Annotated in this window: 28 protein-coding genes and 1 tRNA gene; 12 read left to right on the top strand and 17 right to left on the bottom strand. The window is 62.7% G+C overall.

All coding sequences use genetic code 11. The features are described from left to right. Positions 1-118: 118 nt before the first annotated feature. Positions 119-1,090, bottom strand: a complete 972-nt coding sequence (locus P9228_RS25960; protein WP_095826404.1) for an NAD(P)H-dependent oxidoreductase — start codon at positions 1,088-1,090, stop codon at positions 119-121. Between the two features lie 290 nt (positions 1,091-1,380). On the opposite strand from P9228_RS25960, the gene P9228_RS25955 reads away from it, so the two are divergent. Continuing rightward, complete coding sequence (locus P9228_RS25955; protein ID WP_066999298.1) at positions 1,381-1,686, top strand: ETC complex I subunit; 306 nt, start codon at positions 1,381-1,383, stop codon at positions 1,684-1,686. Between the two features lie 117 nt (positions 1,687-1,803). Next, positions 1,804-1,880 (top strand) — tRNA-Arg (locus P9228_RS25950). Positions 1,881-2,155: 275 nt separating this feature from the next. On the opposite strand, the gene P9228_RS25945 is transcribed toward P9228_RS25950, so the two are convergent. The 6 genes from P9228_RS25945 to P9228_RS25920 all read right to left on the bottom strand — a co-directional run bounded on the left by P9228_RS25945 (position 2,156) and on the right by P9228_RS25920 (position 6,573). Then, on the bottom strand, positions 2,156-3,118 hold the full coding sequence (locus P9228_RS25945) for a hypothetical protein (RefSeq protein ID WP_278056301.1): 963 nt from the start codon (positions 3,116-3,118) through the stop codon (positions 2,156-2,158). 111 nt (positions 3,119-3,229) lie between these two features. After that, positions 3,230-3,709, bottom strand: a complete 480-nt coding sequence (locus P9228_RS25940; RefSeq protein ID WP_278056299.1) for a CatB-related O-acetyltransferase — start codon at positions 3,707-3,709, stop codon at positions 3,230-3,232. A 459-nt stretch (positions 3,710-4,168) separates the two neighbouring features. Further along, complete coding sequence (locus tag P9228_RS25935; protein WP_278056297.1) at positions 4,169-4,807, bottom strand: glycosyltransferase family 25 protein; 639 nt, start codon at positions 4,805-4,807, stop codon at positions 4,169-4,171. 583 nt (positions 4,808-5,390) lie between these two features. Beyond that, complete coding sequence (locus P9228_RS25930) at positions 5,391-5,633, bottom strand: DUF982 domain-containing protein (RefSeq protein ID WP_066999301.1); 243 nt, start codon at positions 5,631-5,633, stop codon at positions 5,391-5,393. A 360-nt stretch (positions 5,634-5,993) separates the two neighbouring features. Continuing rightward, positions 5,994-6,239: a DUF982 domain-containing protein gene (locus P9228_RS25925; RefSeq protein ID WP_059186167.1), complete on the bottom strand. Its 246-nt coding sequence runs from the start codon at positions 6,237-6,239 to the stop codon at positions 5,994-5,996. 115 nt (positions 6,240-6,354) lie between these two features. Beyond that, complete coding sequence (locus P9228_RS25920) at positions 6,355-6,573, bottom strand: hypothetical protein (RefSeq protein WP_245299680.1); 219 nt, start codon at positions 6,571-6,573, stop codon at positions 6,355-6,357. Between the two features lie 423 nt (positions 6,574-6,996). Between P9228_RS25920 and P9228_RS25915 the strand changes: the two genes are divergently transcribed. After that, the gene (locus tag P9228_RS25915; protein ID WP_066999308.1) at positions 6,997-7,356 is read left to right on the top strand and encodes a metalloregulator ArsR/SmtB family transcription factor; all 360 of its coding nucleotides are present in this window, start codon (positions 6,997-6,999) and stop codon (positions 7,354-7,356) included. A gap of 521 nt (positions 7,357-7,877) precedes the next feature. Here the strand turns inward: P9228_RS25915 and P9228_RS25910 are convergent. The 5 genes from P9228_RS25910 to P9228_RS25890 form a co-directional block, all read right to left on the bottom strand. After that, positions 7,878-8,684, bottom strand: a complete 807-nt coding sequence (locus P9228_RS25910) for an ABC transporter permease (protein ID WP_067330673.1) — start codon at positions 8,682-8,684, stop codon at positions 7,878-7,880. Between the two features lie 4 nt (positions 8,685-8,688). After that, entirely contained in the window at positions 8,689-9,522 is an 834-nt protein-coding gene (locus P9228_RS25905; RefSeq protein WP_067330676.1) for an ABC transporter permease, read from the bottom strand. Between the two features lie 23 nt (positions 9,523-9,545). Beyond that, entirely contained in the window at positions 9,546-10,658 is a 1,113-nt protein-coding gene (locus P9228_RS25900; RefSeq protein ID WP_278056290.1) for an ABC transporter substrate-binding protein, read from the bottom strand. 68 nt (positions 10,659-10,726) lie between these two features. After that, positions 10,727-11,821, bottom strand: coding sequence for an ABC transporter ATP-binding protein (locus P9228_RS25895; protein ID WP_095801538.1), 1,095 nt, complete (start codon positions 11,819-11,821; stop codon positions 10,727-10,729). 382 nt (positions 11,822-12,203) lie between these two features. Then, positions 12,204-13,100, bottom strand: a complete 897-nt coding sequence (locus P9228_RS25890; protein WP_066999260.1) for a LysR substrate-binding domain-containing protein — start codon at positions 13,098-13,100, stop codon at positions 12,204-12,206. Between the two features lie 82 nt (positions 13,101-13,182). Between P9228_RS25890 and P9228_RS25885 the strand changes: the two genes are divergently transcribed. Both P9228_RS25885 and P9228_RS25880 read left to right on the top strand, forming a co-directional pair. Then, positions 13,183-14,769 (top strand): amidohydrolase, encoded by a 1,587-nt coding sequence (locus P9228_RS25885; RefSeq protein WP_164746764.1) that lies wholly within the window; start codon positions 13,183-13,185, stop codon positions 14,767-14,769. 31 nt (positions 14,770-14,800) lie between these two features. After that, the gene (locus P9228_RS25880; RefSeq protein WP_067330684.1) at positions 14,801-15,733 is read left to right on the top strand and encodes a dimethylarginine dimethylaminohydrolase family protein; all 933 of its coding nucleotides are present in this window, start codon (positions 14,801-14,803) and stop codon (positions 15,731-15,733) included. A gap of 114 nt (positions 15,734-15,847) precedes the next feature. Here P9228_RS25880 and P9228_RS25875 read toward each other — a convergent pair whose 3' ends face one another. Then, a complete protein-coding gene (locus tag P9228_RS25875; protein ID WP_127215617.1) occupies positions 15,848-16,177 on the bottom strand; it encodes a hypothetical protein in 330 nt (109 codons plus the stop codon). A 222-nt stretch (positions 16,178-16,399) separates the two neighbouring features. Between P9228_RS25875 and P9228_RS25870 the strand changes: the two genes are divergently transcribed. Next, positions 16,400-17,839: an FAD-binding oxidoreductase gene (locus P9228_RS25870; RefSeq protein WP_278056282.1), complete on the top strand. Its 1,440-nt coding sequence runs from the start codon at positions 16,400-16,402 to the stop codon at positions 17,837-17,839. 14 nt (positions 17,840-17,853) lie between these two features. On the opposite strand, the gene P9228_RS25865 is transcribed toward P9228_RS25870, so the two are convergent. After that, positions 17,854-18,054 carry a hypothetical protein gene (locus P9228_RS25865; protein ID WP_095779104.1) on the bottom strand — a complete coding sequence of 67 codons (201 nt, stop codon included), beginning with the start codon at positions 18,052-18,054 and terminating at the stop codon, positions 17,854-17,856. 137 nt (positions 18,055-18,191) lie between these two features. On the opposite strand from P9228_RS25865, the gene P9228_RS25860 reads away from it, so the two are divergent. Continuing rightward, complete coding sequence (locus tag P9228_RS25860; RefSeq protein ID WP_127246657.1) at positions 18,192-18,452, top strand: hypothetical protein; 261 nt, start codon at positions 18,192-18,194, stop codon at positions 18,450-18,452. A gap of 3 nt (positions 18,453-18,455) precedes the next feature. Further along, positions 18,456-18,716: a hypothetical protein gene (locus tag P9228_RS25855; protein ID WP_127246658.1), complete on the top strand. Its 261-nt coding sequence runs from the start codon at positions 18,456-18,458 to the stop codon at positions 18,714-18,716. Here the strand turns inward: P9228_RS25855 and P9228_RS25850 are convergent. The 3 genes from P9228_RS25850 to P9228_RS25840 all read right to left on the bottom strand — a co-directional run bounded on the left by P9228_RS25850 (position 18,713) and on the right by P9228_RS25840 (position 20,460). Then, complete coding sequence (locus P9228_RS25850; protein ID WP_278056279.1) at positions 18,713-19,417, bottom strand: SOS response-associated peptidase; 705 nt, start codon at positions 19,415-19,417, stop codon at positions 18,713-18,715. The genes P9228_RS25855 and P9228_RS25850 overlap by 4 nt on opposite strands. A gap of 107 nt (positions 19,418-19,524) precedes the next feature. Beyond that, positions 19,525-19,740 (bottom strand): hypothetical protein, encoded by a 216-nt coding sequence (locus tag P9228_RS25845; protein ID WP_278056278.1) that lies wholly within the window; start codon positions 19,738-19,740, stop codon positions 19,525-19,527. A 573-nt stretch (positions 19,741-20,313) separates the two neighbouring features. Continuing rightward, complete coding sequence (locus tag P9228_RS25840) at positions 20,314-20,460, bottom strand: hypothetical protein (protein WP_082954140.1); 147 nt, start codon at positions 20,458-20,460, stop codon at positions 20,314-20,316. A gap of 237 nt (positions 20,461-20,697) precedes the next feature. On the opposite strand from P9228_RS25840, the gene P9228_RS25835 reads away from it, so the two are divergent. The 4 genes from P9228_RS25835 to P9228_RS25820 form a co-directional block, all read left to right on the top strand. Continuing rightward, positions 20,698-20,856: a hypothetical protein gene (locus tag P9228_RS25835; protein WP_156751168.1), complete on the top strand. Its 159-nt coding sequence runs from the start codon at positions 20,698-20,700 to the stop codon at positions 20,854-20,856. A 228-nt stretch (positions 20,857-21,084) separates the two neighbouring features. Beyond that, positions 21,085-22,152, top strand: a complete 1,068-nt coding sequence (locus P9228_RS25830; RefSeq protein ID WP_095801535.1) for a type III polyketide synthase — start codon at positions 21,085-21,087, stop codon at positions 22,150-22,152. Further along, positions 22,149-22,883: a methyltransferase domain-containing protein gene (locus P9228_RS25825; RefSeq protein WP_278056274.1), complete on the top strand. Its 735-nt coding sequence runs from the start codon at positions 22,149-22,151 to the stop codon at positions 22,881-22,883. The genes P9228_RS25830 and P9228_RS25825 overlap by 4 nt, the downstream gene beginning before the upstream one ends. Next, on the top strand, positions 22,880-23,906 hold a 1,027-nt coding region (locus tag P9228_RS25820), incomplete at its 3' end, for an NAD(P)/FAD-dependent oxidoreductase (RefSeq protein WP_278056272.1). The genes P9228_RS25825 and P9228_RS25820, both read left to right, overlap by 4 nt.

Here is a 23,906-nt window from a genome sequence, read left to right as displayed (position 1 = left end):
TTTATCGTCGTCATGGCTCTCACGTGCCACGGCCATGTATCCGACATATGCCGCTGACGAGGCAATGGGAATAGGCCGTGGTTGCAAAGAGCCCGGCATTGTGTCGCGGATAGGGAGATTACCCGTTGGCGGGGTCGGCGTGGCGATGCACCAGCTTGAAGGCGCCGTCCTCCAGCCGGAACACTTCCGTCACCCGCAAGGTCATCTCGGCCGGCTGTCCGTTCTTGCCCATGCGCGCCCTCGCATGCTGCAGCCCGGTCCAGAAGGCGAGATCGCCGCTCGCGGAGGCCTGCAGCACCTCGATGTCGGTGCTGCCGCCTTCGTGGAAGCTGGCGGCGTCGCGCTCGTATCGGCCGGCAACGGCATCGGCACCTTCGAGATGGTCGCCGCGCGGCGAAAAGAAGGTGGCCGGCTCGCTATGCGTCACGATGGCCTTCAGCGATGTAGCATTGCCGTTGACATAATCCTCGGCGATCTTCTCGCGGTGCTTCATGAAGGCGTCGAAGGACGAGCCGCCCGGCCGCACGGTTCTGATCCACGTCTCCAGCGCCTCGATGAAACCTTTCAGAAAGGCGGCCGTGTCGCTGTTCTTAATCGCGCCGCTGTCGTCGAGCAGCTCGGCGACATTTCCGATATAGGCCTCCGGCTGCTGCATCACCGGCATGTCGAGGAAGACGAAGGTCTGCCTGAGCGCCTGGTTGGAACCGAAGGCGCCGATCTTGCCTGGGCTGACGCTGACGACGCCGGCGGGCAGGCCTTTGAAGACGCTCTTGCCAGAGGGGCGTGAGCCGACGTCGAGGGCGTTCTTCAGGCAGCCCGGGATCGAACGGTTGTATTCCGGCGTGACGAACAGCACCGCGTCGCATTCCCCGATGGCGGCGCGGAACGCCGACCAGGCGGCAGGCGGCGTCTCGCCGTCGAGATCCTGATTATACAAAGGCAGCTCGCCGATCTCGATGAAGCGGCAGCGCAACGAATCCGGTGCGCGGGCCGCCAGCGCCTTGGCGATCTTGCGGCTGTAGGATTGGGCCCGCAGACTGCCGACAAGCAGGGCCAGCTGCAGGACGGGATGTTCGGTTGTCATGGTCATGGCGAACTGTCCAGGCTTGTTGAGGGGGATGGCGACGCGAGGCGGACATAACGAAGGCCCCGCAACCTTGGACCTTTGGTCGGAGCGGCTGTGCTGGTCGCCTCTCATTTCGGTTAATGTCCAGGCTGGCGCGAGGTTCCGACCTCCGCTGGCCAAGCCGTGGCTGCGTATGGCCTTGCCGCCGGCGCCGTTGCACAGTATTGACGGGCTGGCGCGTGGCCTAAGCTCCCATTCGGCCTTTTGGCGCGCGCTAAATGATTGCCCGGTCTTCGGGCGGCAAAGAGGTGGCCATGTCCGCGCGCATTTTCAGCCCAGCCAAAACCGCGATGCAGTCCGGCAAGGCCAAGACCGGCCACTGGGTGCTGGAATTCGATCCAGCCCAGCGCAAGAAGATCGACCCGCTGATGGGTTACACCTCGTCCGGCGATATGCTGAGCCAGGTGCGGCTCACCTTCGATACCAGGGAAGAGGCGGTCGCCTATGCCGAGAAGCAGGGCATTGCCTATCGTGTCGAGGAGCCGAAGGAGCCGAAGCGCCGGCAGATTTCCTATTCGGACAATTTCCGCTATGACCGCAGGACGCCCTGGACGCATTGAGCAATCCGAGCAAAAGTGCTCAGCGGTTTTCCGTCCGGAATTGCGTAACAAAATCGGAGCGGATCATCCTTTTAGATCCACCCGCATAGTCGCATCAGCCGGCTCCGGCCGGCCAGCGGTCCCGTAGCTCAGCTGGATAGAGCACCGGCCTTCTAAGCCGATGGTCGCAGGTTCGAATCCTGCCGGGATCGCCATTCGCACAAGGTTCCGATTGGGTCTATCGGCCTGGAAGCTCATCTCTCAAAGAATTGATGAAGTCGAGGTCCACGAAAACCCTTTCTTCGTCGGCATCTCTCGAACGTGGCGATCGGCGGCCAGTACGCGCTGCGCGTCTGCCTCGTTAACCACCGAGCCATCGATGACGACGTGGAAGCGATCGTGACCGAGGCAATCGCCGCCGCCGAAGAGCTGAACACCTGATTCCTGAAGTTGGCCGCGAGCACCTGACCAGATCGGTCAGCTGTCGCCGTCAAAAATCATCGGCAATTTGGCCCGAGGAGCCGCCTAGGTAGGTATCCCAAATATAATTTCGAAGATTTTTGCGATGGTCAAAGGACCGGTAATACTTCGTGTCCTTGTCCGCATATGCAGAACCACCGATATGGAGGAACGCGCCGTCCAAAAGTTCATGAAGCCCAAGTGTTCCCGAAAGTTCAATTGGTTCTTGCTCTCGTCTCGCTACCTCTATACTGGCTTCGCCGAGCTTCGAATAAAGAATCGGCCAATTCGCACCGCCTGTGTCCAATCCGATATCCATGCGGGGCTCAAAATTCAATTTTAGCCCATCGACCGCGGCGAAGCGATAGAAGCAGAAACCAGCCCAAAGGTTCCATTGGTGGTCGTCCTTCCTTGATTTGTAAATGAAATTCTCCGTGGGACGAACCACCAAGCCGTAGACGGCCTTGCCGGCCAAGCTGTCAGGGATACTGAAGGCAAACACCGGGAAGCAGTCGTGATCAATGAAGCCAAACAGTTCTGGCCGTAGGTGGCTGACTACGTTGTGGAATGTCCACGTAATCGCAGTTCCGTGCGACCTTGACCAATGCTTTTCGCGACGATTTGGCAATCCGAAATAGGGTACTTTTCGGATTGCGCAAATGCGCGCGATCTGTGCTCTCGCATCGTCCTTGGTCGAATTATCGATAACGACCAAGTCCATCCCTGGCCGATACGTCTCCCAGGCTTTCGTCAGGGCATCAATGACCCATGGCGTGTTGAAAGCGATAGTGAAGCAAACCCGTGTTGTGCCGATATCCTGAAGTTCCTTGGCAAAGGACCTACCGGCGACGCGCCCTCGATATTGAAAAATCTTATAAAAAATCCGGTTCCGAGCGGCTTTCACTGCTATTGTGAAGCGGCCTTTGTTTATAGCGTCGACAAGAAATTTGAATCCCATTGCGGCGACATAGCTCAGCAGCTGGCATCCTTTCAAGGCCCTTAAACCGCGCTCTCTGGGGAGATCGTCCCGCCGCCCAATCAGAGTTCAGATTGCCTAGGCTCCGCGTTCGCGCTAGGCGGAAAATTCTCGCCAAAGATACTTAATCTATCGGCGACTGCGCCCGAACAAGTGGCGGGAAATGAAAGTATCTATTGACCCAGTCAACGCGTCCGCCTCGGATTTGATCTTGTCACCATCCCAATCCCACCAGCAAATTGTCAGTAGTTTCTCCACTATTTCTTTGGGGAAGCGATACCGAATGATTCCGGCTGGAACGCCGCCAACGATCGCATAAGGCGGGACGTCCTTTGTGACTACAGCATTCGTCCCAATGACCGCGCCGTGGCCAATGCTCACTCCTGAGATGATAACCGCACCGTGGCAGATCCACACATCGTGGCCGATGATGACGCCGCGCTTTCTGCCACCATTTTGAACGGGCTCTGGCCTCTTCAGGAGGTTGATATTGATCGGATAAGACGTGGCGGAGTTGGTCGAGTGCTGCCCGTCGCACATAATCGTCACATTTCCGGCAATCGAGCAAAACGAACCAACTGTAAGCGGTGCGTCTTTGGATGGCAGCAATACCGTGTGCTTAGCCAGTCCATATGTATGTCGCCCGACGCTGACGCCTGACGGAAGCTTGTATCGCGGCCCCAGTAAGCTCTTCTCTCGCAGCCAATTCGTCAGCCTGGACATGACTGCCCTATACACGGTTAGATCGCCCAAGCCCAAGGCATAAAATTACGTCTCCGCCTGGACGGAGAGTAACCTCCCGTTCACCGCGACCCGGCCTGGGCGATGAACGCGGGGTCCGGCAGTCTGCGTGAACGGATTCGCCGCCGTGCCGCTACGTCGGCCAATTTTTGCTGGGCAAGCGGCCGAGGGCGCGATGGCGGTTCAGTTTCCGGAAGTTCTCAGCCGGTTCGGCTAATCCAAGCGTCGAGCCTGTCGAGCGCCGCTGGGGCAAGTGCCAAACGGTTACTTAAGCGCGAAATGGCAGATGCCGAGAGCTGTTCAGCCTTCTTGTGAAGCTGATCAGCTCTAGCCATCAACGCGGTGCCCGGAAAACTGCCGGCGGAATTTCTTCCAGCGCCACTCTAGACGTTTGTACCAGAGTGGTCGCCCTCGGTTTGTCGAAATCGAGGTTTTGAACCGGCCGTTCTGACTCCCCTGTTCAACGATTGGACGCTCGAACCAAAGAATCTCCGTATTTGTTTCTCGGTCGCAGTTGTTGACTGCCAAGTCGCTCGGCTTTGTGAACTCGTTCTCGCGAAACCACCTCAATCTCGCCTCCGCTGCCGATCGCGTCAAAACATAAGAATCGGTGCATCGACTGTGCTTGGCGGGATAGAGAGACCGCCCCCTCCTCAGGATCAACCAGGATGTGTAGTAATTACCGCCGTTTCCCAAATACACGACCGCCTGCCGCTCCACAGTAAGTTCGCGAATGCAGTCATTCAGCCGCGCCACGAAATTGGGAGAAAGGAAAACGTCATCCTCGAAAACAAGGCAGAATGGCTTCTCCGTCATCAGGAAATCGTCCCAGATGCCGATGTGCTTTCGTGCCAACGAGATTTCAGCCGGTTTCAGGCGGGATTGCCTGTCCGATTCTGAAAGGTCTGGAACATCGTGGTCGACGAACCAGTTGACTGGCACGCCTCGCCGGGAAAACTCTTTCACGATATGCCGCTCGCGGTCTTCGTACCCGACTTTTACGTGGCATATGCGGCTAAAGACGTCGTTTGGAAACATACATCGCGTTAGATCATATCGGCTGGATTGGCCAGAAGATTTTTGTCGACGATCTCACATTGTTCACCGCCTTGGCACAGGCGGGGCCTTTTACCTCCTGTGGAAAGAACCTGCCGTTGACCAGACCCCGGTGTGCGCTGAATGCAACCCCCAGTCGCTGGAATGAGAGAGCCTGAAGAACGGGCCTGAAGGTCCAGCGGCCGGCGTTTTCATGTATCCCCGTCAGGATGTCCGCAACGGCGTGCTGAAAAGTATGCGTCGGTCGCTGCTCTCACTCGCCGGGATGCCGCAACCGATACCGCACAAAATCAAGCCCGCCCCGGCGATGGGAAGCCGGAACGGGCTCGGCTTGGGTCTGGAACCCGTGTAGTCAGGAGACTACGGAGAAGTAACAGGTCGGCGGCTGCAATGTTCCGAAGTTTCTGGCTTACGGGCCGCCGGGAGCAAGTCCTTAGCGGTAATTCGAGACGATCCGGGTGGCGGATTTTTCCGCACGGGATCGCGACACGCTTCAGGCCAGTAGGCCGGCGGCCTTCGCTGCCTTGCGCAGGGTTTTGCGGGCTTCGGTAGGACTTCTCAAGCCGTCGAGCGCGTCGCGGCAGACGCGGCTTGCCGACCGCCAGGCGCGGTCGCGCGCCCGCCTTGGCCAGCGCAGGTCGAGGCATTCGACTGCCTCGAAGCAGCTTGAGACCTTGCGATGTCCGCTTGGTTCGAAATCGATCACGACCGGCTCGGAAAACCAGACGTCGTTCATCACATGCTCCGTTCGTATGTTGGTCTTTTGATAAGCAACGGCGCCGGCAGGCGCCTGTTGGGATGCGGGCCCCGGATGATCGGCGGACCCGCGCATTAACCAAACACTGCCGATAATGTTCCGGAAAATTTTAGAGATTAGCGATGGGCCGGCCGGAGTTGCTCACGTAGCGGATTCATTGCGCCGGCGCGCCGCGCAAAAAACATGTGACAACGTCACTGGCCGCGCTGTCGTCCGCGGCGAGATCGGAGCCGACAGGCGGATGAACGCGTCACGCAGCGGTTTCGGCCGGCGCGGAAGCGTCCGGTCAATTCGCGCGTCGTGTCGCTCTTCTACAGAAGACAGGATGCCGCCTTGGAGCTATTCGACCAACACATGCGCTTCGCGCGCTGCGCTGATGAAGGCTTCCCTGGCGTTGTCGGCCGGAACGTCGCCGCTCATTGCCCGGCGGCAGGCGCGCAGCGCCGCGCCATGCTGCGCGCTGCCGGCGTCGCGCCATTGGCCCGTCAGCAGTTCCACAGCCTGCTGGGCGTTGGAAATGTGTCGGATCGAGCCTGCCACGCCGACGGCGACTTCGACCGGCCTGGAAAACCATCCCTGGATCATCGCGAAACCCCTAATGCGTTGTGAGCGGATGATAAACGCGCCACCGCGCGGCAAGTTTCATCCCGATATTTCAACAGGATGTGAGCAGCGCGCCGGTAACGGGCGTGGCTGCCGGCTATCTTCCGAGCGGCTTGCGGGACAGTTCGATGAGTTCCGTCTCATCGGTGATGCCGGCCATGTAATTGGCGATGATGCGGGAGGCGCGCGCCTCCTTCTGCTCTTCGGTTTCTCCATCGATGCGGCCGCTCTCGAAGACACGCCCCAACAGCGCCGTCTCGGCGGGCGTGAATGTGTTTCGCGACATGTTGGACACGGGCTTCTTCCTCCAGCTCATGTCCCCCTTGCTCCCCGGCTAAACATTAGCACGGGTTCGGAAACGGGGTGAGTCCTCAGGGAAACGGCGACAACATGCGTCTTTCGCGGCGCCCGGCCGGTCAGGTTTTCGTCTCGTTGTCTGCTCGACGGCATGCCGGAGACTGGGCCAGCTTCGCTATCTTGCTGAAAGGACGAAGCGCTGATACTCATTAGCGGCGCGGAATTATTCCGAGTCTGCGCCAACTTGCGTCGCGCAACAACGCGGCGCAGGCTGTCCGAGACCAAGATCCCGACGTGGTGGCAACCGGGTTACGGAGGGTATTGGTCGAACAAAGAAGCAGGGCAGGTTCCGACTGCGTGTCGGAGCAGGCCCATCAAATGCTCTGGAATTCCGAAGCCATTGCCCCCGTGGCCTCGGAAGAGCATGAACATGGGGAAACCGATGGTGACCAAGAAACTTACCGCCAACGCAGAAAGCGCGGCAGCCTTTCTTGCGGTAATGGGCAACGAGAAGCGTTTGCTCATCATGAACTACCTGGCCGAGGGCGAATTGTCTGTCGGCGCGCTCGCCGACAAGGTCGAACTCAGCCAGTCCGCACTCTCCCAGCATCTGGCCAAACTGCGCAGGTTTGGCCTGGTCGACACCCGCCGCGACCGCCAGATGGTCTATTATTCCTGCAAGTCGTCCGCGGCGCGTGAGCTCCTCGTTCTGCTCGACGGGCTGCTGACCATGGACAGGCCGCTCGCCGGCCCGGCCCGGCAGGCTCTTGTCGAAAGAATGCGGCCGCCGCAGGCCGCTTGAACGGCTCCGACCGCAGGCGAGGGCGAGCAGCCTTCGCCTGCTTCGCCTGCGCGGCGCGCCCTCTGAAGGCGCGATGCAAACAGGATGGCAATGCGCCGGCCGGCATACCTGCCCTGGCGCACTTTATCATCACTTCATTCGCCGGGACGCGATCCTGGCCAGAATGCGGCTGCCGGGGAAAACGGTAGCGGCCGGATTTCGTCATGTCGTCACGGGCTGGCCGTCGTCGCCGATCGGGCTCGACTTCTCGCGCTCTTCCCATCACTTTTGATTGAAGGATGCTGCGCCGGCGCGGTCGCGGATGCTCGCAAGGCGATGATATTACGTCTCTTTTCTGCCTCCGCCGCTCGCTCAGGTGGGGCGAAGTTTACGGATTTGTAAATCGCGCGCCGGACTTCGGGTGGCTAGACTTTACGCGATCCACACCCCCGGATCACCACGGGCCAGACTTCCACTTTGGCACCGTCAGAGGCTCGTCGCTCCCGGCGGGCCTCTTTCGTTTTGGGGACAAAGCCGCGGATTTACGGTGCGGCTTGCCGGCGCGCAATCATGCTGCGCACGGCGAGCACCAGCACGGTGATGATGATCAGGATCACCGAAAGGGCTGCGATCGCCGGATCGATGTTGTCGCGCAGTCCCATCCACATCAGGCGCGGCAGCGTGATGGCGTTCACCGAGGTGATGAACAGCGTCACGCCGATCTCTTCCCAGGAGAGCACGAAGGAGAGGAGCGCCGCGGTGACGATGCCGAACTTGATGTTGGGCATGATGACGCGCGTCGCGCGCTCCCACACGCTGGCGCCCAGGCCTCGTGCCGCGAGGTCGATGCGCCGATCGAGCTGGCTGAGCGAGACCAGGATCAGAACGGTGGCGAAGGGCACCGTCATCACCGCGTGCGCCATCGCGACACCCAACCAGGTGTCGTAACCGAAGAAGGATGAGATGCCGGAGACCGAGGTGAGCAGGAAATACAGCGTCACCGCCGAAACCACCGGCGGCACCACCATCGGCAAAAGCACGAAGCCGACCAGGGCGGCGGTGAAGCGCGGCTGGAACATCCACACGCCGAGACTGAAGGTGAGCGCGAGCGCCGTGGAAATCGCGCTGCTGACCACACCGATGCGGATCGAGAGCAGGATGGACTCCAGCCAGCGCGGATCCTCGATCAGCGAACGGTAGTGGCGCAGCGACAGTTCGCCGGTCGGCATGGTCAACATGCGGCTCGGCGTCAGCGACACCGGGATGACGGCGAGCAATGGCATAAGCAGAAACAGCGCCACCAGGACGGCGAGGATGAGCGAGACGGGACCGGGGCGGTAGGTGGGCATCTTGCTACACCAATTGCTTCGGTTTGACGTAGCGGAACAAGAGCGCCATCAGCGCGCCGACGAACACCACCAGCACGACGCTTATTGCCGCGCCCAGCCCCCAGTCCGGGCTCTGGAAGATGCGAAGATAGATGAGTTCGGCGATCATCACGCTGCGGCCGCCGCCGAGGATCGCCGGCGTGACGAAGAAGCCCAGCGAGAAGACGAAAGTGATCATCGCCGAGCCGATAATGCCCGAGCGCGTCATCGGCACGAACACCGTCCAGAAGGTGCGCATGCGGCTGGAGCCAAGCCCGCGCGCCGCGAGCAGCACGCGCTCGTCGAGGCTGCGCATGGCCGAAGCCAGCGGAAACACCGCGAAGGGGATGAGGAAATGCGACATGCCGACGATGACGCCGAACTCGTTGCGCACGAGCGTCAGCGGCTCGGAGATGAAGCCGATCGATTGCAGCCAGGTGTTGATGAGCCCGCGGTTGGACAACAGCGCCACCCAGCCGAAGGCGCGCGTCAGCACCGAGATCCAGAACGGCACCAGGATGCAGAATTCCGCAAGCACGCGCTGCACCGGGCTGCCGCGCACCCAGACGACCGTGATCGCATAGGCGGCGGTGACGGAAACGATGGTGACGATCGCCGCGATGCGCAACGTGCGGACGAATACCGACTGCACCAGCGGATCGCTGACCAGCGCGCCATATTGGCCGAGTCCCGGCGTCGGCAAGGTGAAGCTCCACTTCACCACGCCTAGGAAAGGCCAGGCATAAGCAAGGACCAGGAACAGGAGCAGCGGCGCCATCAACAGCGCCGCGCCCGTCCTGTCGGAGAGGGTGCCCCTCATGTCAGTTCAGCATCTCCGCCCGCTCAAGCCGAGATGATCTTGGTGTATTCGTCGAGCGCCGCGCCGTAGTTCTTGGCGTACCACTCCATGTCGAGCGGGATCTGCTTCTTCATGTTTTCCGGATCGACCGGGTTGATGCGCTTCTTGTCGGCCGGGATCAGCGCGTCGGCCGCCGGGTTGGCCGGGCCCTGGCCGAGCTTCTCGAACATCACCAGTTCCTTCTGCGGATCCTGCGTGCTGGCGATGAACTTCATCGCAGCTTCCTTGCCGCCGGGGTTGTTCTTCAGAACCGCGAGCGCGCCGGGCGAGATCAGGCCCTGGTCCCAGATGAACTTGATCTGGCCGCCCGAGTCCTGCTCGATCAGCGAGGCGCGCGTCGACCAGACGATCGCCATGGAAGCCTCGCCGTTGAGCAGCACGCTCTGGCTTTCGGCGCCGCCGCCCCAATAGGAGACGACGTTTTCCTTAAAGGCGGCGATCTTGTCATGCGCTCGCTTGAGGTCGAGCGGATAGAGCGAGGCGGGTGCCACGCCGTCGGCGAGCAGGGCGGCTTCCCAGCTCGACACACCCCATTTGTAGAGCGAGCGCTTGCCGGGGAATTTCTTCACGTCGAAAAAGTCGGCCATGCCGGTCGGCGCATTGGAGCCGAACTTCTGCGAGTCGTAGGCGATCACGTAGGAGAAGAAATAGGTCGACGCGGCAAATTCCCAGCCGAAGCCCGGCCGCATCTTGCTCTGATCGACGATCTTGTAGTCGATCGGCTCGAGCATGCCCTGGCCGCCCAGCGTAATGGCCGAGAACGGATCGACGTCGACCAGGTCCCAGGTCGGCGCGCCGCTCTTGAACTGCGCGGCGATCGCGCCCTCGGTCGGGCCCGAGCCGTCCATCTTCACCGGGATGCCGGTATCCTTGGTGAAGGCCTGGCCGTAGGCGGCGTCGTAAGCGGTGATGGCGTCGCCGCCCCAATTCACCAGCACCAGCCCCTTGGTCTCGGCTTGAGCATGGGTCGAGCGCAGCAGCATCGGCGTGCCGGCGAGCACGAGGCCTGCAAGCTGCGCGAATTGCCGGCGCGAGATCTCGCCGCGTTTTGCCCTCTCTGCGAGGGAGTCGATGGTCTGTTTCTTGGTCTCGTTCATGTCAGTTCCCCTTGTTTTAATTGATCTGATCCGGAAACCGACGCGGCGAATTCACGCCGCTTCGGCGCTCATTGTCCTCCGTCCGGCAGGAGGAAGCCCTTTTCCGCCGGCCAGGTCAGCCAGACGGAATTGCCCTTGCTCAACGCTGCCGCGGCCACCTCGTTCGGCACCGAGACGGTGACCTTCGCACCCTGGCGCGTGGTCAGGTCGAGCTTGGTCGCCGCACCCAGATAGGTCGAAGCGACAGCAGTGGCGGCGATGCCGTTTTCGCCGGCCGCTGCCTCCGGCGCGATCGACATGTGTTCCGGCCGGATTGCCAGGATAGCGTCGCCGCGGACCTTTTCTGCTTTGCAGCGCATGTTGACCGCCCGGTCCTCGCAGACACCGGTGGCGCCATTATCGGCGGGCTTGACGCCCTTCACGGGCAGCATGTTGATCTCGCCCAGGAACTCGGCGACGAAGCGGCTGGCCGGCCGGTCGTAGACCTCGTCCGGCCTGCCGACCTGCAAGAGCTTGCCGTGATTGAAAATGGCGACGCGCGAGGAAAGCGCCAGCGCCTCGCTCTGGTCGTGAGTGACGAAGACAAAGGTGGTGCCGGTCTCCTGGTGCAGCCGCTTCATCTCGGCCTGCATCTGGCCGCGCAGGCTCTTGTCCAGCGCCGAGAACGGCTCGTCGAGAAGCAGCACGCCCGGCTCGAACACCAGGGCGCGGGCGAGCGCCACGCGCTGCTGCTGGCCGCCGGAAAGCTGCGCCGGCAATTTCTTCTCGTGGCCTTTGAGACCGACGCGCTCGATCATCTCGCCGACACGGCTTTTGATCTCGGAAGCGGACTTCTTGCGCACCTTGAGCGGAAAGGCGATGTTCTGTTCCACGCTCATATGCGGGAACAAAGCATAGCCCTGGAATACCATGCCGGCGGCGCGCTGTTCGGCCGGCCGGTCGGTAATGTCGGTGCCGTCGCTGAAAAGCCTGCCCTCGCTCGGCTGCACGAAGCCGGCCAAGATCATCAGGAAGGTGGTTTTGCCGGAACCGGATGGCCCAAGCAGCGTCAGGAACTCGCCGCGGCCGATATCGAGCGTGAGATTGTCCAGCGCCCGGAACGAGCCGAAGCTCTTGCCTATCCCGTTCGCCTTGATCTCTGCGGCCCGGCCGGGTTGCTGCATCCTGCCTTCGTCCTCACGCTTGTTTCAAATCGTAGGCATGGCGCGCGTTCACCGCAACCGAATAGTTTTCGCCTGATCGGCAAATTTGATTCACGGATGGGCAGGTGGCGGAAGCGTCTCCCAAACTTGGGCGTTCGGCGGGCTCGCCAACCTTCGCGATTGGCGAAAGCGTTCATGCCGTCGTCATTTCAGGGCGGAGCAAGGAGCGAAGCGACGCGCGCAGACCCTGGTTGCCATGCCGTGGGAGCTGCAACGGTGCAGAATCTGATCAAGCGTGCCTTTCGCGATCGCCACGGAATGGATCCTCGGGTCAAGCCCGGGGATGACGACCGGACGGTTGGCACTCCGAGGGACATCCTAAGGCGTGCCGGCGTCCCCGCCTTCAATACTTCGCCAGCCTGCTTTCCAAAAGCTTCGCCCGCAGCCAGTCGCTGAAGGCATTGAGTACCGGGTGGCCCGCCTTGGCATGCTCGAAGACCAGATAGTAGGAGCGCGGCGAGGGTACCGTCGCTTCGAACGGCTTGACCAGCCGGCCCTCGCTCAGCGCCCGGCGGCCGGTCAGCTCGTCTCCCATGGCGATGCCCTGGCCGGCGATTGCCGCCGAGAAGACAAGGTTCATGTCGGAAAAGAAGATGCCGCCTTCGGTGTCGGGATTTTCCACCTTGGACAGCGCCAGCCAGCGCGCCCAGTCCTCGGTATCGCTGAGATGCAGCAGGTTGGCGCGCAGCACGTCGGCGGGCTTGGAAAAGCCGCCCACCTTGTTGAGCAACGTCGGGCTGCAGAGCGGGGTGAAGGAGACCTCGCAAAGCAGCTCCACCGCGCGGTTCGGCCAGTTGCCGACGCCGAAGGCGATGAAGGCGTCCGCCTCCGGATTGCTGACGTCGTCGAGCCGCCGCGGCGTCAGCACCGACAGCGCGACGTCCGGATACATCTGCTGGAACTCGCCGATATGGGTGCACAGGAACATCGAGGCGAAGCCCGGCGGACAGGAGATGCCGAAGGAGCCGCCGACGCCGGCGCCGCTGTTCTGCGTCCCCGCGTCGCCGAGCACGGTCAGCGCCTTCCTGACATCGGCGGCGTAGCGCTGGCCGCGCGGCGTCAGCGCCACGCCCTTGCCGATGCGCTGCAAGAGATCGAAGCCGAGGTCGCGTTCGAGCAGCCTCAGCTGATGCGAGACGGCGCTGCGGGTGAGGTGGAGTTCATCGGCCGCGCGCCACACGCTGCCGTGACGAGCAAAACTGTCGAGGGCGCGAAGCGCCTGCGTGGAAGGTATGCGCAAGAGGCCTCAGGTGAACCGAATTTGCACGAGCCGGGAAAACATATCACTTTTTGAAGAGCCGCTTCACTGCTTTCTTTGCGGCATGGAGAAACCGGTGACGACATCAGCGCAGGAAACGGCACTGGCCTGCATCGACGGCATCCAGCCGCTCTTGTCGGCCTGGACGCGCACCATCTTCGACCTCGGCGAGACCGCCTGGCGCGAGTACCAGTCCGCAGCCTGGTATGTCGACCGGCTGAAGCGTGAGGGCTTTTCGGTGGAAGAGGGCTCGGGCGGCATGCCGACCGCCTTCTGCGCGCATTGGACGAATGGCGAAGGACCGACGATCGGCATGTATGCCGAATACGACGCGGTGCCCGGCAACTGCCAGGATGCCGTGACGGTCAAGCAACCGCGGGCGGGGCTCAGCGTCGAGGCGGGTGGCCATACCGATCCGCACTCGGGCCTCGGCATTGGCAGCCTCGGCGGGCTGCTCGCCGCCAAGGCCGCGATGCAGCAGCATGGCATTCAAGGCACGCTGCGCTTCACTGGCGAGCCGGCAGAGAAGGTGAGGGGCTCGAAGCCGATCCATGCCGCCAAGGGCTATTATGACGGCCTTGCCGGCATGATCTCCTTTCATCCCTTCTATATGCTGCCGCTCTGCAACACCGCGCGCTGGGACACGCATTGCGGCGCGGCGTATTCGATGATCTACCGCTTCATTTGCGACGAGCCTCAGAACTGGGGTCGCGCAAGCGATGGCGCCCCGATCCCGCAGGCGCATTCCGCGGTCAGGGCGCCAGGTGCCAACGACGCGCTGATGATGATGTACATGGCTTCCAAGGCGCTGCGCGATTCCATGCTGACCCACCAGGGCGGCTGGTCGATCAGCGAAGCGATCCTGACCGCCGGCCAGGCGACCGCCGACAATCTGCCGGCGGGTCTTGCCGAGATCCAGTACATGATCCGCGTGCCGACCATCGCCATGGCCGAGCAGGTGACCGCCGTGCTCGACCGAAACGCGGAAGCCGCCGCCAGGATGAGCGGCTCCCGCTACGAACGCCACTGGGTGTCGAAGTCGCGCCCGGGACTGGCCAACCACGCCATGGCCGGCATCACCTATGAAGCGCTCTCGACCGTCGGTCCGCCACAGTGGAACGAAGAGGCGAGGGCGATCGCCCGCGAGGTCCAGGTCAATGCTGGCGGCGAGGCGACCGAGAATCCGTTCATCGACGAGCTGGAGCGCCTTATCACGCCGCAGGAGGCCGAGGCGATCCTGCGGCGCGACCTGCCGCCCTCGCAGGTGAACTCGACCTCGGACGACTATACCGACATGAGCTGGCACGCGCCGACATCGCGCTTCTACGTCGCCCGCCCGGCGCTGCGCTCGGCCAACGGTCACGCCTATCCCGCTTGGGTGATGAACGCGTTGGGCGGCATTGCGGCCACCATCGACCCGATGGTGACCTGCGCCTCCAAGACCGTCGCGCTCACCGCGCTTCGCCTACTGGAAGACAAGGCAGCGCGCGATGCGGCCATGGACGAATTCGTCAAGCGAACCGGCGGCGGCGCCGGCGGCTCGAACTGGATCGCGCCGCTTTGTGACTACGAGCCGCCGATAAACTTCCGCTGGCCGGAATATGTCACCACCGGGCGCGGGCGCGACTGGTGGATACCGAGCAGCCAATGATCTCAAGCAGACCGACCCCGAGGAGAACACCATGACCGTCCATGACCGCATCGTCGCTGAGCCGTTCTCGCTGCAGCGCCGCAATCCCAATGGCGGCACCAAGCCGCTCACTGCCTGGGGCTTCGCCAACGAGACCGACGTTCTGACCGACGTGCTGCTCGGCTCGCCCAATTTCCTTCGCCATCTTTCGACCAGTTCGCTGTCCAGAAAGCATCTGCGCGAGGCGCCCTGCAACATCCAGATCGCCCAGGCGCAGCACAAGGACCTCGTCGCCGCTTACGAGCATTTCGGCGTCACCATCCACTGGCACGAGCCGACGCCGGAACTGCCGATGCAGGTCTATTCGCGCGACTCCAGCGTCATGACGCCCTACGGCGCGTTCATAACCGCCATGGCCAACTGGTGGCGGCGCGGCGAGAACTACGCCGCCATCCGCACCTATGAGAAGCTCGGCATCCCGATCTACGACATGGTGACCGCCGGCACCTTCGAGGGCGGCGACTTCAACGTCATCGAGGAAGGCGTGGTGCTGATCGGCTGCGGCGGCGCCCGCACGCAGGAGGAGGGCGCGCGCCAGGTGCAGGCCTGGTTCGACAAGGAAGGCTGGGAGACGCGCATCGCCTTCATCGACGAATACTACGTGCACATAGACCTGATGGTGGTGCCGATCGCCGAAAAGCTCACCGCCGTCTGCCTTGCCTGCACCGAGCCCGGCATCGTCGACTGGCTGAAGGGCAAGGGCCACGAGATCATCGACGTGCCCTTCCAGGATACGATGGCGCTCGGCTGCAACTTCATGTCGCTCGGCAAGGACAGGGTGATCGCGCCGACCTCGAGCAAGACGCTGATTGAAAAGCTGAAGGCACGTGGCTTCGAGGTGGCGGCCGTCGACATGAGTGAGATCTCCAAGACCGGCGGCGGCATTCACTGCATGGCGCAGGCGCTGAAGCGGGTGAAGGCATAGGAGCACGGCGCCGAAGCTGCCAATCTCCCCCCTTGAGGGCCCTTGAGGGGGAGATCTCCAGCAGGACAGAAGGGGGCGCGAAAGAGCGTCGATCTGTCCCGTTTCGCTCCCGCTCTACGCTGCGCCGGTCCACTCAGCGTATCGCCTCAGGCCCATGCCGGCGAACAGCATAATCATCATGATGGTGAAGAAGAAGGCCATGCCGAGGTAGAAGAAATTCGCTATGGGCGAAATCTCGACATAGCGCACCTGCTTGAACGGCACGCCGCTCGGCTTTGTCGCCGCCAGTCCGAGCCAGAAGAAGAAGGTGACGGCAACGAGCATGCCGATATAAGGATCCATCCAGTCCGGCACTCTGACGAAGCCGAAATTGAACGCAAACGCCCGGTTCGCTGACAATAGCAGCACAGACGATATCGAACAGGCAAACAACATGCGTTTCATGCGGCGTTCCCCTATATCCGCAGCGCTAATCTCTCTTGATTGAAAGCCTGTTATTCCTGCCCGTCAAGATTGCTGGCAACGCGCGTGCCGTTCTTGCCAATCGTTTGTTGAGCAAGGCCCGCACGGCCGGCTCGCTGCCCGCGATAACTTGCGGGATGCCGAACATGAGCGCACACTAAAATTCGGGCGGAGGGGGCTCATCAACAAGAACGGGAGGAATTCATGAATGCCATGAGCTTCACTGCCCTTGAGGGCGGCAAGACCACGGTCGACGCCGCCGCCCTGGAAACGCTTTCGACGCAAATACGCGGCACGGTTCTGCGGGAGGGTGACGCCGGCTACGACGGCGCGCGCAGCATCTGGAATGACATGATCGACCGGCGGCCCGGGCTGATCGCGTGCTGCGTCGGCGCCTCCGATGTCGTTGCCGCGGTGAATTTCGCCCGTGAGAACGGACTTCTCGTCTCCGCGCGCGGCGGCGGTCATAACATTGCCGGCAGCGCCATCTGCGAGGGCGGCCTCGTCATCGATCTCTCCATGATGAAGTCTGTGCGGGTCGATGTCGCGGCGCGGCGCGCCTGGGTCGGACCCGGCGCCACGCTTGTCGATGTCGACCGGGAAACACAGGCCTTCGGACTGGCGCTGCCGACCGGCATCAACTCGACCACCGGTATTGCCGGCCTGACGCTGGGCGGCGGCTTCGGCTGGATCACCCGTAAATACGGGCTGACCATCGACAATCTCGTTTCGGCCGACGTGGTAACCGCGCACGGCAAGCTGCTGCGCGCCAGCGAGACCGAGAACGCGGACCTGTTCTGGGCGCTGCGCGGCGGCGGCGGCAATTTCGGCGTCGTCACGGGGTTCGAGTTCAAACTTCACCAGTTCGGGCCGCAAGTGCTGTCGGGCCTTGTCGTCCATCCCTTCGCCGATGCCGGGAAGGTGCTTCGGGAATACCGCGCCGCGCTCGAAACCGCCCCCGACGAACTGACCTGCTGGGTGGTCATGCGGCAGGCGCCGCCGCTGCCCTTCCTGCCGGCCGAATGGCACGGCAAGGAAGTGCTGGTGCTGGCCATGTGCTATTGCGGCGATATCGAGGCTGGCGAAAAGGCGACGCAAAAGCTCCGCGCCATCGGCACGCCGATCGCCGACGTCGTCGGTCCCAACCCGTTCACGGGCTGGCAGCAGGCCTTCGATCCGCTGCTCGCGCCTGGCGCCCGCAATTATTGGAAGAGCCATGACTTCACCGAGCTTTCCGACAGCGCGATCGAGATCACCACGACCGCGATATCCAGGCTTCCGGGTCCCGAATGCGAGATATTCTTCGGCCATGTCGGCGGCGTCGCTGGCCGCGTCCCGGCGGAAGCGACGGCGTTTCCGCAGCGGAGCTCGCATTTCGTCATGAATGTTCACGCCCGCTGGCGCGAACCGGCCATGGACAAGGCCTGCATCGAATGGGCTCGAGACATCTATGAAGCATCAAAGCCTCATGCTGCCGGAACGGCCTATGTGAACTTCATGCCGGAGGATGAGATCGACCGTGTCGAAGCGGCCTATGGCGGCAATTATCGCCGGTTGCTCGAGATCAAGCAGCGCTACGATCCGCAGAACCTGTTCCGCATGAACCAGAACCTGCGTCCGAAGGAAGGACTGCGGGCCGCCTGACGGGGCAGCATGCCTCAGCCGCGCCGTCCCGACGCGTCTCGTTGACGAAGCCTTGAAGCCTGGAGCGCGTCGAGCCGTTGCTGGAGATGGCCGTTGAACACGATCATCTCCTTCAGCGCCTTCACCGGGTCGCCCTTGTGCCGGGCGATGAACCGCTCCGCGATTGCCTGAAGCGCCGCTTCCTCGCGGCTGTCGAGCCTGACGATGTGATCCATCTCGGGTGCTCCGCAGGTTTCCACTAGCATGTGAACAAAAAGGGAACAAAATTGTCAACGACGAATTGACTCAGCGAGGAACGGGTTCCTATTTTGTCAGCAGATGGGGCGGTTGCTCAGGATCACGGAGAGCCGCGTTGGGCAGACGGAGAAGCCGCTATGACAGATTGTTCCGGTCGGACGCGGAGGCGATCATTCGCGATGCGTTGGAACTGCGCCAGACCGTGCTGGCGGCGCAGCTCAATCTCAAGACCAACGGCGAAATGTACTGGCGGCTCAACGGGTTGGTGGAGAGGCTGCATGAGATGATGGGCGCGGTGGCGGGCAGGGACCTCGATTTCCGCGCCGCCTGGCTCGGCCTGCTGCCGCTGCCTGAGGATTATTCAGACCGGACATGAGAAATGGCCGGACCCATGGACAGCGTCGGCCGGGCGGCCAAGGCCAACATGCTGCTCAGAGTCGAATGCCGCCACTGCTACCACGCCGGCCGCTTCAAGGCGAACGACGTCGCCAAGGTGGTCGGCTGGAACAAGCCGCTCGAAACCATCCGCTTCCGCTGCAAGCGCTGCGGCCGCAAGGACACTGAGGTCAAGACCCAGTTCATCGACCAGGACCATCCGCCCAAGGGTTATATCTGGGTGCTGCAGAAGGCGAGGAGCTAAAACAACGACCCCTGCGCCGGCGGTTCCGCCGGAAACTTGATCTGCGTCGCCGGCTTGTCCACGATCACCAGCGCGTCGTCCGGCGCCGGCCGCTGCAGCGTCTTCGCCTCCGACCACGGCGCTGTCAGCCACAGCTCGGTTTCCGCCTCGGTGGTCAGGATCACCGGCATCGCCTTCTCGTGGATCGGCGCGATCAACGCGTTCGGCCTGGTCGTCAGGAAGCCGTAGAGCTCGTGGTCGCCCGGACCTTCCTTCACCTTGCGCACGCCATACCAGGGCGTCCACATCCCGGCGAAGAAGAACAGCGGGCGGTCCTCGCCGAGCGCGAACCAGAAATTCTTCTGCACGCCGGTTTCAGGATCCTTGTCGCCGGGCTTTGGCGAGGGTTCGGCAAAGCTCGTCACCGGCACCAGGCAGCGGTTCTCGACGCCGAGATAAGGTAGCCAGTGGGCATATTGGGGGTTGCGGATGTTGGTCGTGCCCGGATCGGCATTGCCGCGCACGCGTTCTTGCGGCGTCGGCATGCCCCAGCGCAGCCGGGCGAGCTCGCGGCTGCCGTCGGTGGCATTGCGCACCACCGGCGCCGGCTGGTTCGGATAGATGTCGACCGAAAGTTCGAGATTGCCCGAAATGTCGCGCAGCGCTCGCGACCACTGGCGGATCGCTTCCTGGCTGGTGGTGATGTTGTAAAGATTGCACATCGGCAGCACTTCCCCGTCCCGCCGATTGTTCCCGCATTTTCCGCGGAGCGCAAACTGGTTGCCGGTGAGGCGAAGGCAAGCCACACGAAATTGAGGATATTGGGCGCTCAGTGTCTGCGCCCGCGGCGCCGCTTTGGCTCGACCGGCTCCGCGGCCGGCGGCTCGCCCGGCAGGCCCAGCCGGTGGCGTTCCTCCTCGGCGAAGGCTTCGGCTTCCGCGTGGATGTTGAACAACTGATGGGCCAGCCGGCCGCCTTCGACGACGCGCACCAGCCATTGGCCGTTGATGAATTTTACGCGGACACTGTCTGGTTCGCCTGCCACCATGTGCAGCTCCAGCTCGTCGCCCTAAGAATTGCATCCTCGAACAGCAATACGATTTAACGCACGAAGGGTCGCCGCAAGCAACCGCTTATTATCCTCAGCAGGAGAATAGTTGCAAGGCACGAGCACACTTGATGTCGAAAATACAGATTTCCGGTAAGCGCCGTTCAAAATGGATAAAATCCAGACACTGAAAGCTTGAGCGGCACCCTAGGTAGAATTCGACTTCGATGCGGCGCCCGGTCCGCGCAACGATACGCCTCTCGAGCGCTTTGGAGCGATTGTGAGCGCGTGCAGGTTCGCCACGGCAGTAGCGCTGGTTGCGGATTGGGGGGCTTTGCTTGCGAGGCGCGCCGGCGGCCCGGCAGCCTGGGGGGGTGTTTTGGGTTCGGCGGCCGGGCCTGACCGGAGTTTGCGAGCCTGCCGGCTACTTCGAACATGCGCTTGTACTAATGCAAGGGCAAGAACGACCTAGGCCCTAGGACCAAAGCAGTGGGAGGGGCGCAAACGGCCGAATACGACCACCGGCCCGCGCGAGGCTCCGGCCCGCCTCCACAGAACATTTGCCCAGCATCAGAAACCGAAGAACTGCTTGCCCACGAGGTAGCCCAGCGCCACGACTGCCAGCGGGAACAGCGCCGGCGCTATCCTGCCGAATGGCGAGGATCTTATCTCGCCCGCAGGGGCGTTGGGCTTGGCGTTGCCGAGGTTCTTTGTCATGGGTCCGTTACCGGAATTCGTTGCCGGGTGACCAACAATATTAGAAAGCCCTGATTAATTTTCTCACAATTCGATTGATGCAATTTGCAGCTATCGCCGGTCAGTCGCTATTCGCCCGCTGGGGTGCGTGCGCTTCCCGCTTCCTTGCCGATACCGTCAATGTCGGACCGGGCGAGCGTTCTACCCGCCTGGGAACCCTTCCCGCCCTCGCCAGGTTTATATGCGAGGCGAACCACCATGCTAGATAGGCCGCCTGCCGAAAACCCGGGAAGGACCCTCGCCATCGTGCTGGCGGTCGGCCTCATCATCATCGCCTTGTTCTTTATCGGCTTCAGATATTCAGAGCGCGATCAGGGAGCCTTGATCGTGCCCGGAACGGTGCAGGGCAGCAAGTGATCGACCCGAAATCCTTGCCTGCTGCTAGGGCGCGTAACACTTTGATTTTGCCTATCATCCCTTTCAAATCTTTTAGTTTCGGGGTTGCACGCCAGGGAAGAAACCGGTTTTCCGAAACGTTTATCGAACAGGCAACGGTCAGCGCTTGGCGCCTGCAAAAGCGCGCTCATGAGCAAGGAACCCCTCCGGCAACAGCGCGCACCGCGCCGAGGCCCAGGGAGACAGTACATGTCCGCTAACGCCTACATCAACCGGATCGCGACGGCGGTTCCGGAGCATGAAGTCCACCAGTTCTACCTGCGCTACGCGGCCTCCATGCTCTGCAGCGACCGCAGGAAACTATTCGAACGCATGGCCGGGCTTGCCGGCATTGACCACCGCTTCTCCTGCTTTGCCCCGGCTCTCGATCCCGAAGGGCCGTCGGTCGATCTCGGCGGGATCTTCAAGCGCGGGGCATTTCCCGGGACGGCCGCCAGAATGGCTATGTTCGCAGAGGCCGCACCCACGCTGGCACAAAAGGGCGTCGACGGGCTGCATCTCGGCAACGAGGCTTCGCGCATCACACACCTCATCGTCACCACCTGCACCGGTTTCTCCGCGCCCGGCATCGACCTCGACCTGGTTCAGCGCTGCGGCCTTGCGGACGGCGTGGAACGCACAATGATCGGTTTCATGGGCTGCTACGCTGCGGTCAACGGCCTCAAGCTTGCACGTCACATCGTACGCTCCGATCCGGGGGCAAGGGTACTGCTGGTCAATATCGAGATCTGCACACTGCACATCAGGGAAACCACCGAACTGGAAAAGCTGCTGTGCTTCTGCCTCTGGGGCGACGGCTGCGCGGCGAGCATCGTCACCGCCGAGCCGCCCGGCATCGAGCTCGACTCCTTCCGCTGCGCCGTCGTGAACGAGCAGCGCGAGCTGATGACCTGGGATATCCGCGACCAAGGTTTCGACATGGTTCTTTCCGGCAAGGTGCCGGCCGCTGTCCAGGAAGCCCTGCGCAGCAACCGGGACGCGATCCTCGCAGGCCGGGCGCCGGAAGCGATCGACCTCTGGGCTGTGCATCCCGGCGGCCGCAGCATTGTCGACGCCGTCGAAAGGGCGTTTGAACTCGAGCCCGCCGCGCTCGAGCCCTCGCGCGAGGTGCTTCGCCAATATGGCAACATGTCGTCGCCAACCGTCATGTTCGTGATGGAGAAGATGCTGAAGAAGCCGGGCGGGCTGCTCGGCTGCGGCATGTCGTTCGGGCCCGGGCTGACGGCCGAGACCATGCTGTTCAGGACCGTTTCATGAGTGCGCTCGCTGAACGCAGCCTCGTTCCGGAAATCCTGGACGGGCTCGCGGCCGACGATGCGCGGGCAATCCGCTCGCGCCGCGATCTCGCCCGCATCAACGCGCTGATGTTCCAGGCGCCGATCATGGCCTCGCTCATGCGGAAATTTTTGGCGAGGCCGCCGGGCCGCATCCTGGAGATCGGCGCCGGTGACGGCACCTTCATGCTCAAGGTGGCGAGGCGCATGGCACGCGATTGGCGCCAGGTGGAGCTGACGATGCTCGATCGCATCGGCCTCGCCACGCCGAAGCTCGCGGCGGATTTCGCCGGGCTGGGATGGACGATCGAAACCATCACCGCAGATGTCGTCGATTGGGCAGAGAGGGCGGATGGCAGGGCCTTCGACGCGATCACGGTCAACCTGTTCCTGCATCATTTCAACGATGCTGCACTGCTTCGCCTGTTCTCGCTTTTGCGGCCCAAGGCGCCGCTCATCCTGGCGACGGAACCGCTGCGGGCGGGCTTTGCACTGGTCGCGGCTCGGCTTCTGCCGGCAATCGGCGTCAACGACGTCACGCGACATGATGCGGTTGAAAGCGTCCGCGCCGGCTTTCGCGGCCACGAGCTTTCCGATCTTTGGGCTGCCGCCGGCGGCAACCCGCTCGAGGAACGGCGCGCAGGGCCTTTCTCGCATGTCTTTGTCGGGGCCTCGGCGATCCAGGTCGGGGATGCGCTCAGGGAAAAGCCGTGAAGCGCGCATCCACCCACGATGCGATCATCATCGGCGCCGGCCCGGCGGGCACGTCGGCGGCGCTGGCGCTCGCCCGGCGCGGATGGGCTGTGGCGATCGTGGAGAAGAGCGCGTTTCCGCGCCGCAAGGTATGCGGCGAATACATCTCGGCAAGCAACCTCGCGCTCCTTGACCGGCTGGGTATCGGCGATGCTTGGCGCGGCGAGGCCGGTCCGGAAATACGCCGGGTCGGCCTCTTTTCAGGCAATGCCAGCATCGAGGCGCCGATGCCGGGCGCGCGATCCGGACCCGCGGCAAGAAACGGCTTCGGCCGCGCGCTTGGCCGCGACATATTGGACACGCTGCTGCTCGACGCGGCCCGCTCGGCTGGCGTGGAAGTGTTCCAGCCCTGCCGTGCCGTCGCCATCGAAAGGGATGGCGACCGCCAGGCGGTGCGGATCCAGGCTACAAGCGGCAGTCCCGGCGAGGAGGGGATGACCCTGCGGGCATCGGTAATCGTCGCTGCACACGGTTCGTGGGAGCCGGGGCCGCTGCCGAGCCAGCTCGGGAAACAAAGCCGCTCCTCGGACCTGCTCGGTTTCAAGGCACATTTCACCGGGTCGGCGCTGCCGCCCGATCTGATGCCGCTGCTCACTTTTCCCGGCGGCTACGGCGGCATGGTGCTCGCCGACCGTGGCCGCCTATCGATCTCGTGCTGCATTAGGCGCGACGTGCTTGCCCGGCTGCGCGGCAGCCTTGCCCGCGAACGCGGCGGCCATGTCCCGGCGGCCGAAGCCGTTGAGCGTCACATCATGGCGACATGCCGAGGCGCGCGGGACGCGCTGGCGGATGCCCGTCTCGATGGTCCGTGGCTCGCCGCCGGTCCGATCCGGCCGGGCATTCGCGCAGGCTACGAAGCAGACATCTTCCGCGTCGGCAATGTCGCTGGCGAGTCGCATCCGATTATCGCCGAGGGGATATCGATGGCGCTTCAGTCCGGCTGGCTTGTGGCTCAGGAACTCGGCGGGGCGGCGAGCCACGGAC

The organism is Mesorhizobium sp. WSM4898 (assembly GCF_029625845.1).
GTDB lineage: Bacteria > Pseudomonadota > Alphaproteobacteria > Rhizobiales > Rhizobiaceae > Mesorhizobium.
The sequence above is the reverse complement of the archived record's forward strand: the minus strand, read 5'-3'. Positions and strand labels throughout refer to the sequence as shown.

What these genes read in the sequence shown, in the direction of transcription:
- P9228_RS25840 (WP_082954140.1), bottom strand. Translation starts at nt 20,460, where the DNA reads ATGACAAAGAACCTCGGCAACGCCAAGCCCAACGCCCCTGCGGGCGAG.
- P9228_RS25910 (WP_067330673.1), bottom strand. Translation starts at nt 8,684, where the DNA reads ATGCCCACCTACCGCCCCGGTCCCGTCTCGCTCATCCTCGCCGTCCTG.
- P9228_RS25830 (WP_095801535.1), top strand. Translation starts at nt 21,085, where the DNA reads ATGTCCGCTAACGCCTACATCAACCGGATCGCGACGGCGGTTCCGGAG.
- P9228_RS25930 (WP_066999301.1), bottom strand. Translation starts at nt 5,633, where the DNA reads ATGAACGACGTCTGGTTTTCCGAGCCGGTCGTGATCGATTTCGAACCA.
- P9228_RS25850 (WP_278056279.1), bottom strand. Translation starts at nt 19,417, where the DNA reads ATGTGCAATCTTTACAACATCACCACCAGCCAGGAAGCGATCCGCCAG.
- P9228_RS25885 (WP_164746764.1), top strand. Translation starts at nt 13,183, where the DNA reads ATGGAGAAACCGGTGACGACATCAGCGCAGGAAACGGCACTGGCCTGC.
- P9228_RS25835 (WP_156751168.1), top strand. Translation starts at nt 20,698, where the DNA reads ATGCTAGATAGGCCGCCTGCCGAAAACCCGGGAAGGACCCTCGCCATC.
- P9228_RS25825 (WP_278056274.1), top strand. Translation starts at nt 22,149, where the DNA reads ATGAGTGCGCTCGCTGAACGCAGCCTCGTTCCGGAAATCCTGGACGGG.
- P9228_RS25920 (WP_245299680.1), bottom strand. Translation starts at nt 6,573, where the DNA reads ATGAGCTGGAGGAAGAAGCCCGTGTCCAACATGTCGCGAAACACATTC.
- P9228_RS25870 (WP_278056282.1), top strand. Translation starts at nt 16,400, where the DNA reads ATGAATGCCATGAGCTTCACTGCCCTTGAGGGCGGCAAGACCACGGTC.
- P9228_RS25905 (WP_067330676.1), bottom strand. Translation starts at nt 9,522, where the DNA reads ATGAGGGGCACCCTCTCCGACAGGACGGGCGCGGCGCTGTTGATGGCG.
- P9228_RS25865 (WP_095779104.1), bottom strand. Translation starts at nt 18,054, where the DNA reads ATGGATCACATCGTCAGGCTCGACAGCCGCGAGGAAGCGGCGCTTCAG.
- P9228_RS25875 (WP_127215617.1), bottom strand. Translation starts at nt 16,177, where the DNA reads ATGAAACGCATGTTGTTTGCCTGTTCGATATCGTCTGTGCTGCTATTG.
- P9228_RS25900 (WP_278056290.1), bottom strand. Translation starts at nt 10,658, where the DNA reads ATGAACGAGACCAAGAAACAGACCATCGACTCCCTCGCAGAGAGGGCA.
- P9228_RS25915 (WP_066999308.1), top strand. Translation starts at nt 6,997, where the DNA reads ATGGTGACCAAGAAACTTACCGCCAACGCAGAAAGCGCGGCAGCCTTT.
- P9228_RS25960 (WP_095826404.1), bottom strand. Translation starts at nt 1,090, where the DNA reads ATGACCATGACAACCGAACATCCCGTCCTGCAGCTGGCCCTGCTTGTC.
- P9228_RS25955 (WP_066999298.1), top strand. Translation starts at nt 1,381, where the DNA reads ATGTCCGCGCGCATTTTCAGCCCAGCCAAAACCGCGATGCAGTCCGGC.
- P9228_RS25925 (WP_059186167.1), bottom strand. Translation starts at nt 6,239, where the DNA reads ATGATCCAGGGATGGTTTTCCAGGCCGGTCGAAGTCGCCGTCGGCGTG.
- P9228_RS25895 (WP_095801538.1), bottom strand. Translation starts at nt 11,821, where the DNA reads ATGCAGCAACCCGGCCGGGCCGCAGAGATCAAGGCGAACGGGATAGGC.
- P9228_RS25855 (WP_127246658.1), top strand. Translation starts at nt 18,456, where the DNA reads ATGGCCGGACCCATGGACAGCGTCGGCCGGGCGGCCAAGGCCAACATG.
- P9228_RS25880 (WP_067330684.1), top strand. Translation starts at nt 14,801, where the DNA reads ATGACCGTCCATGACCGCATCGTCGCTGAGCCGTTCTCGCTGCAGCGC.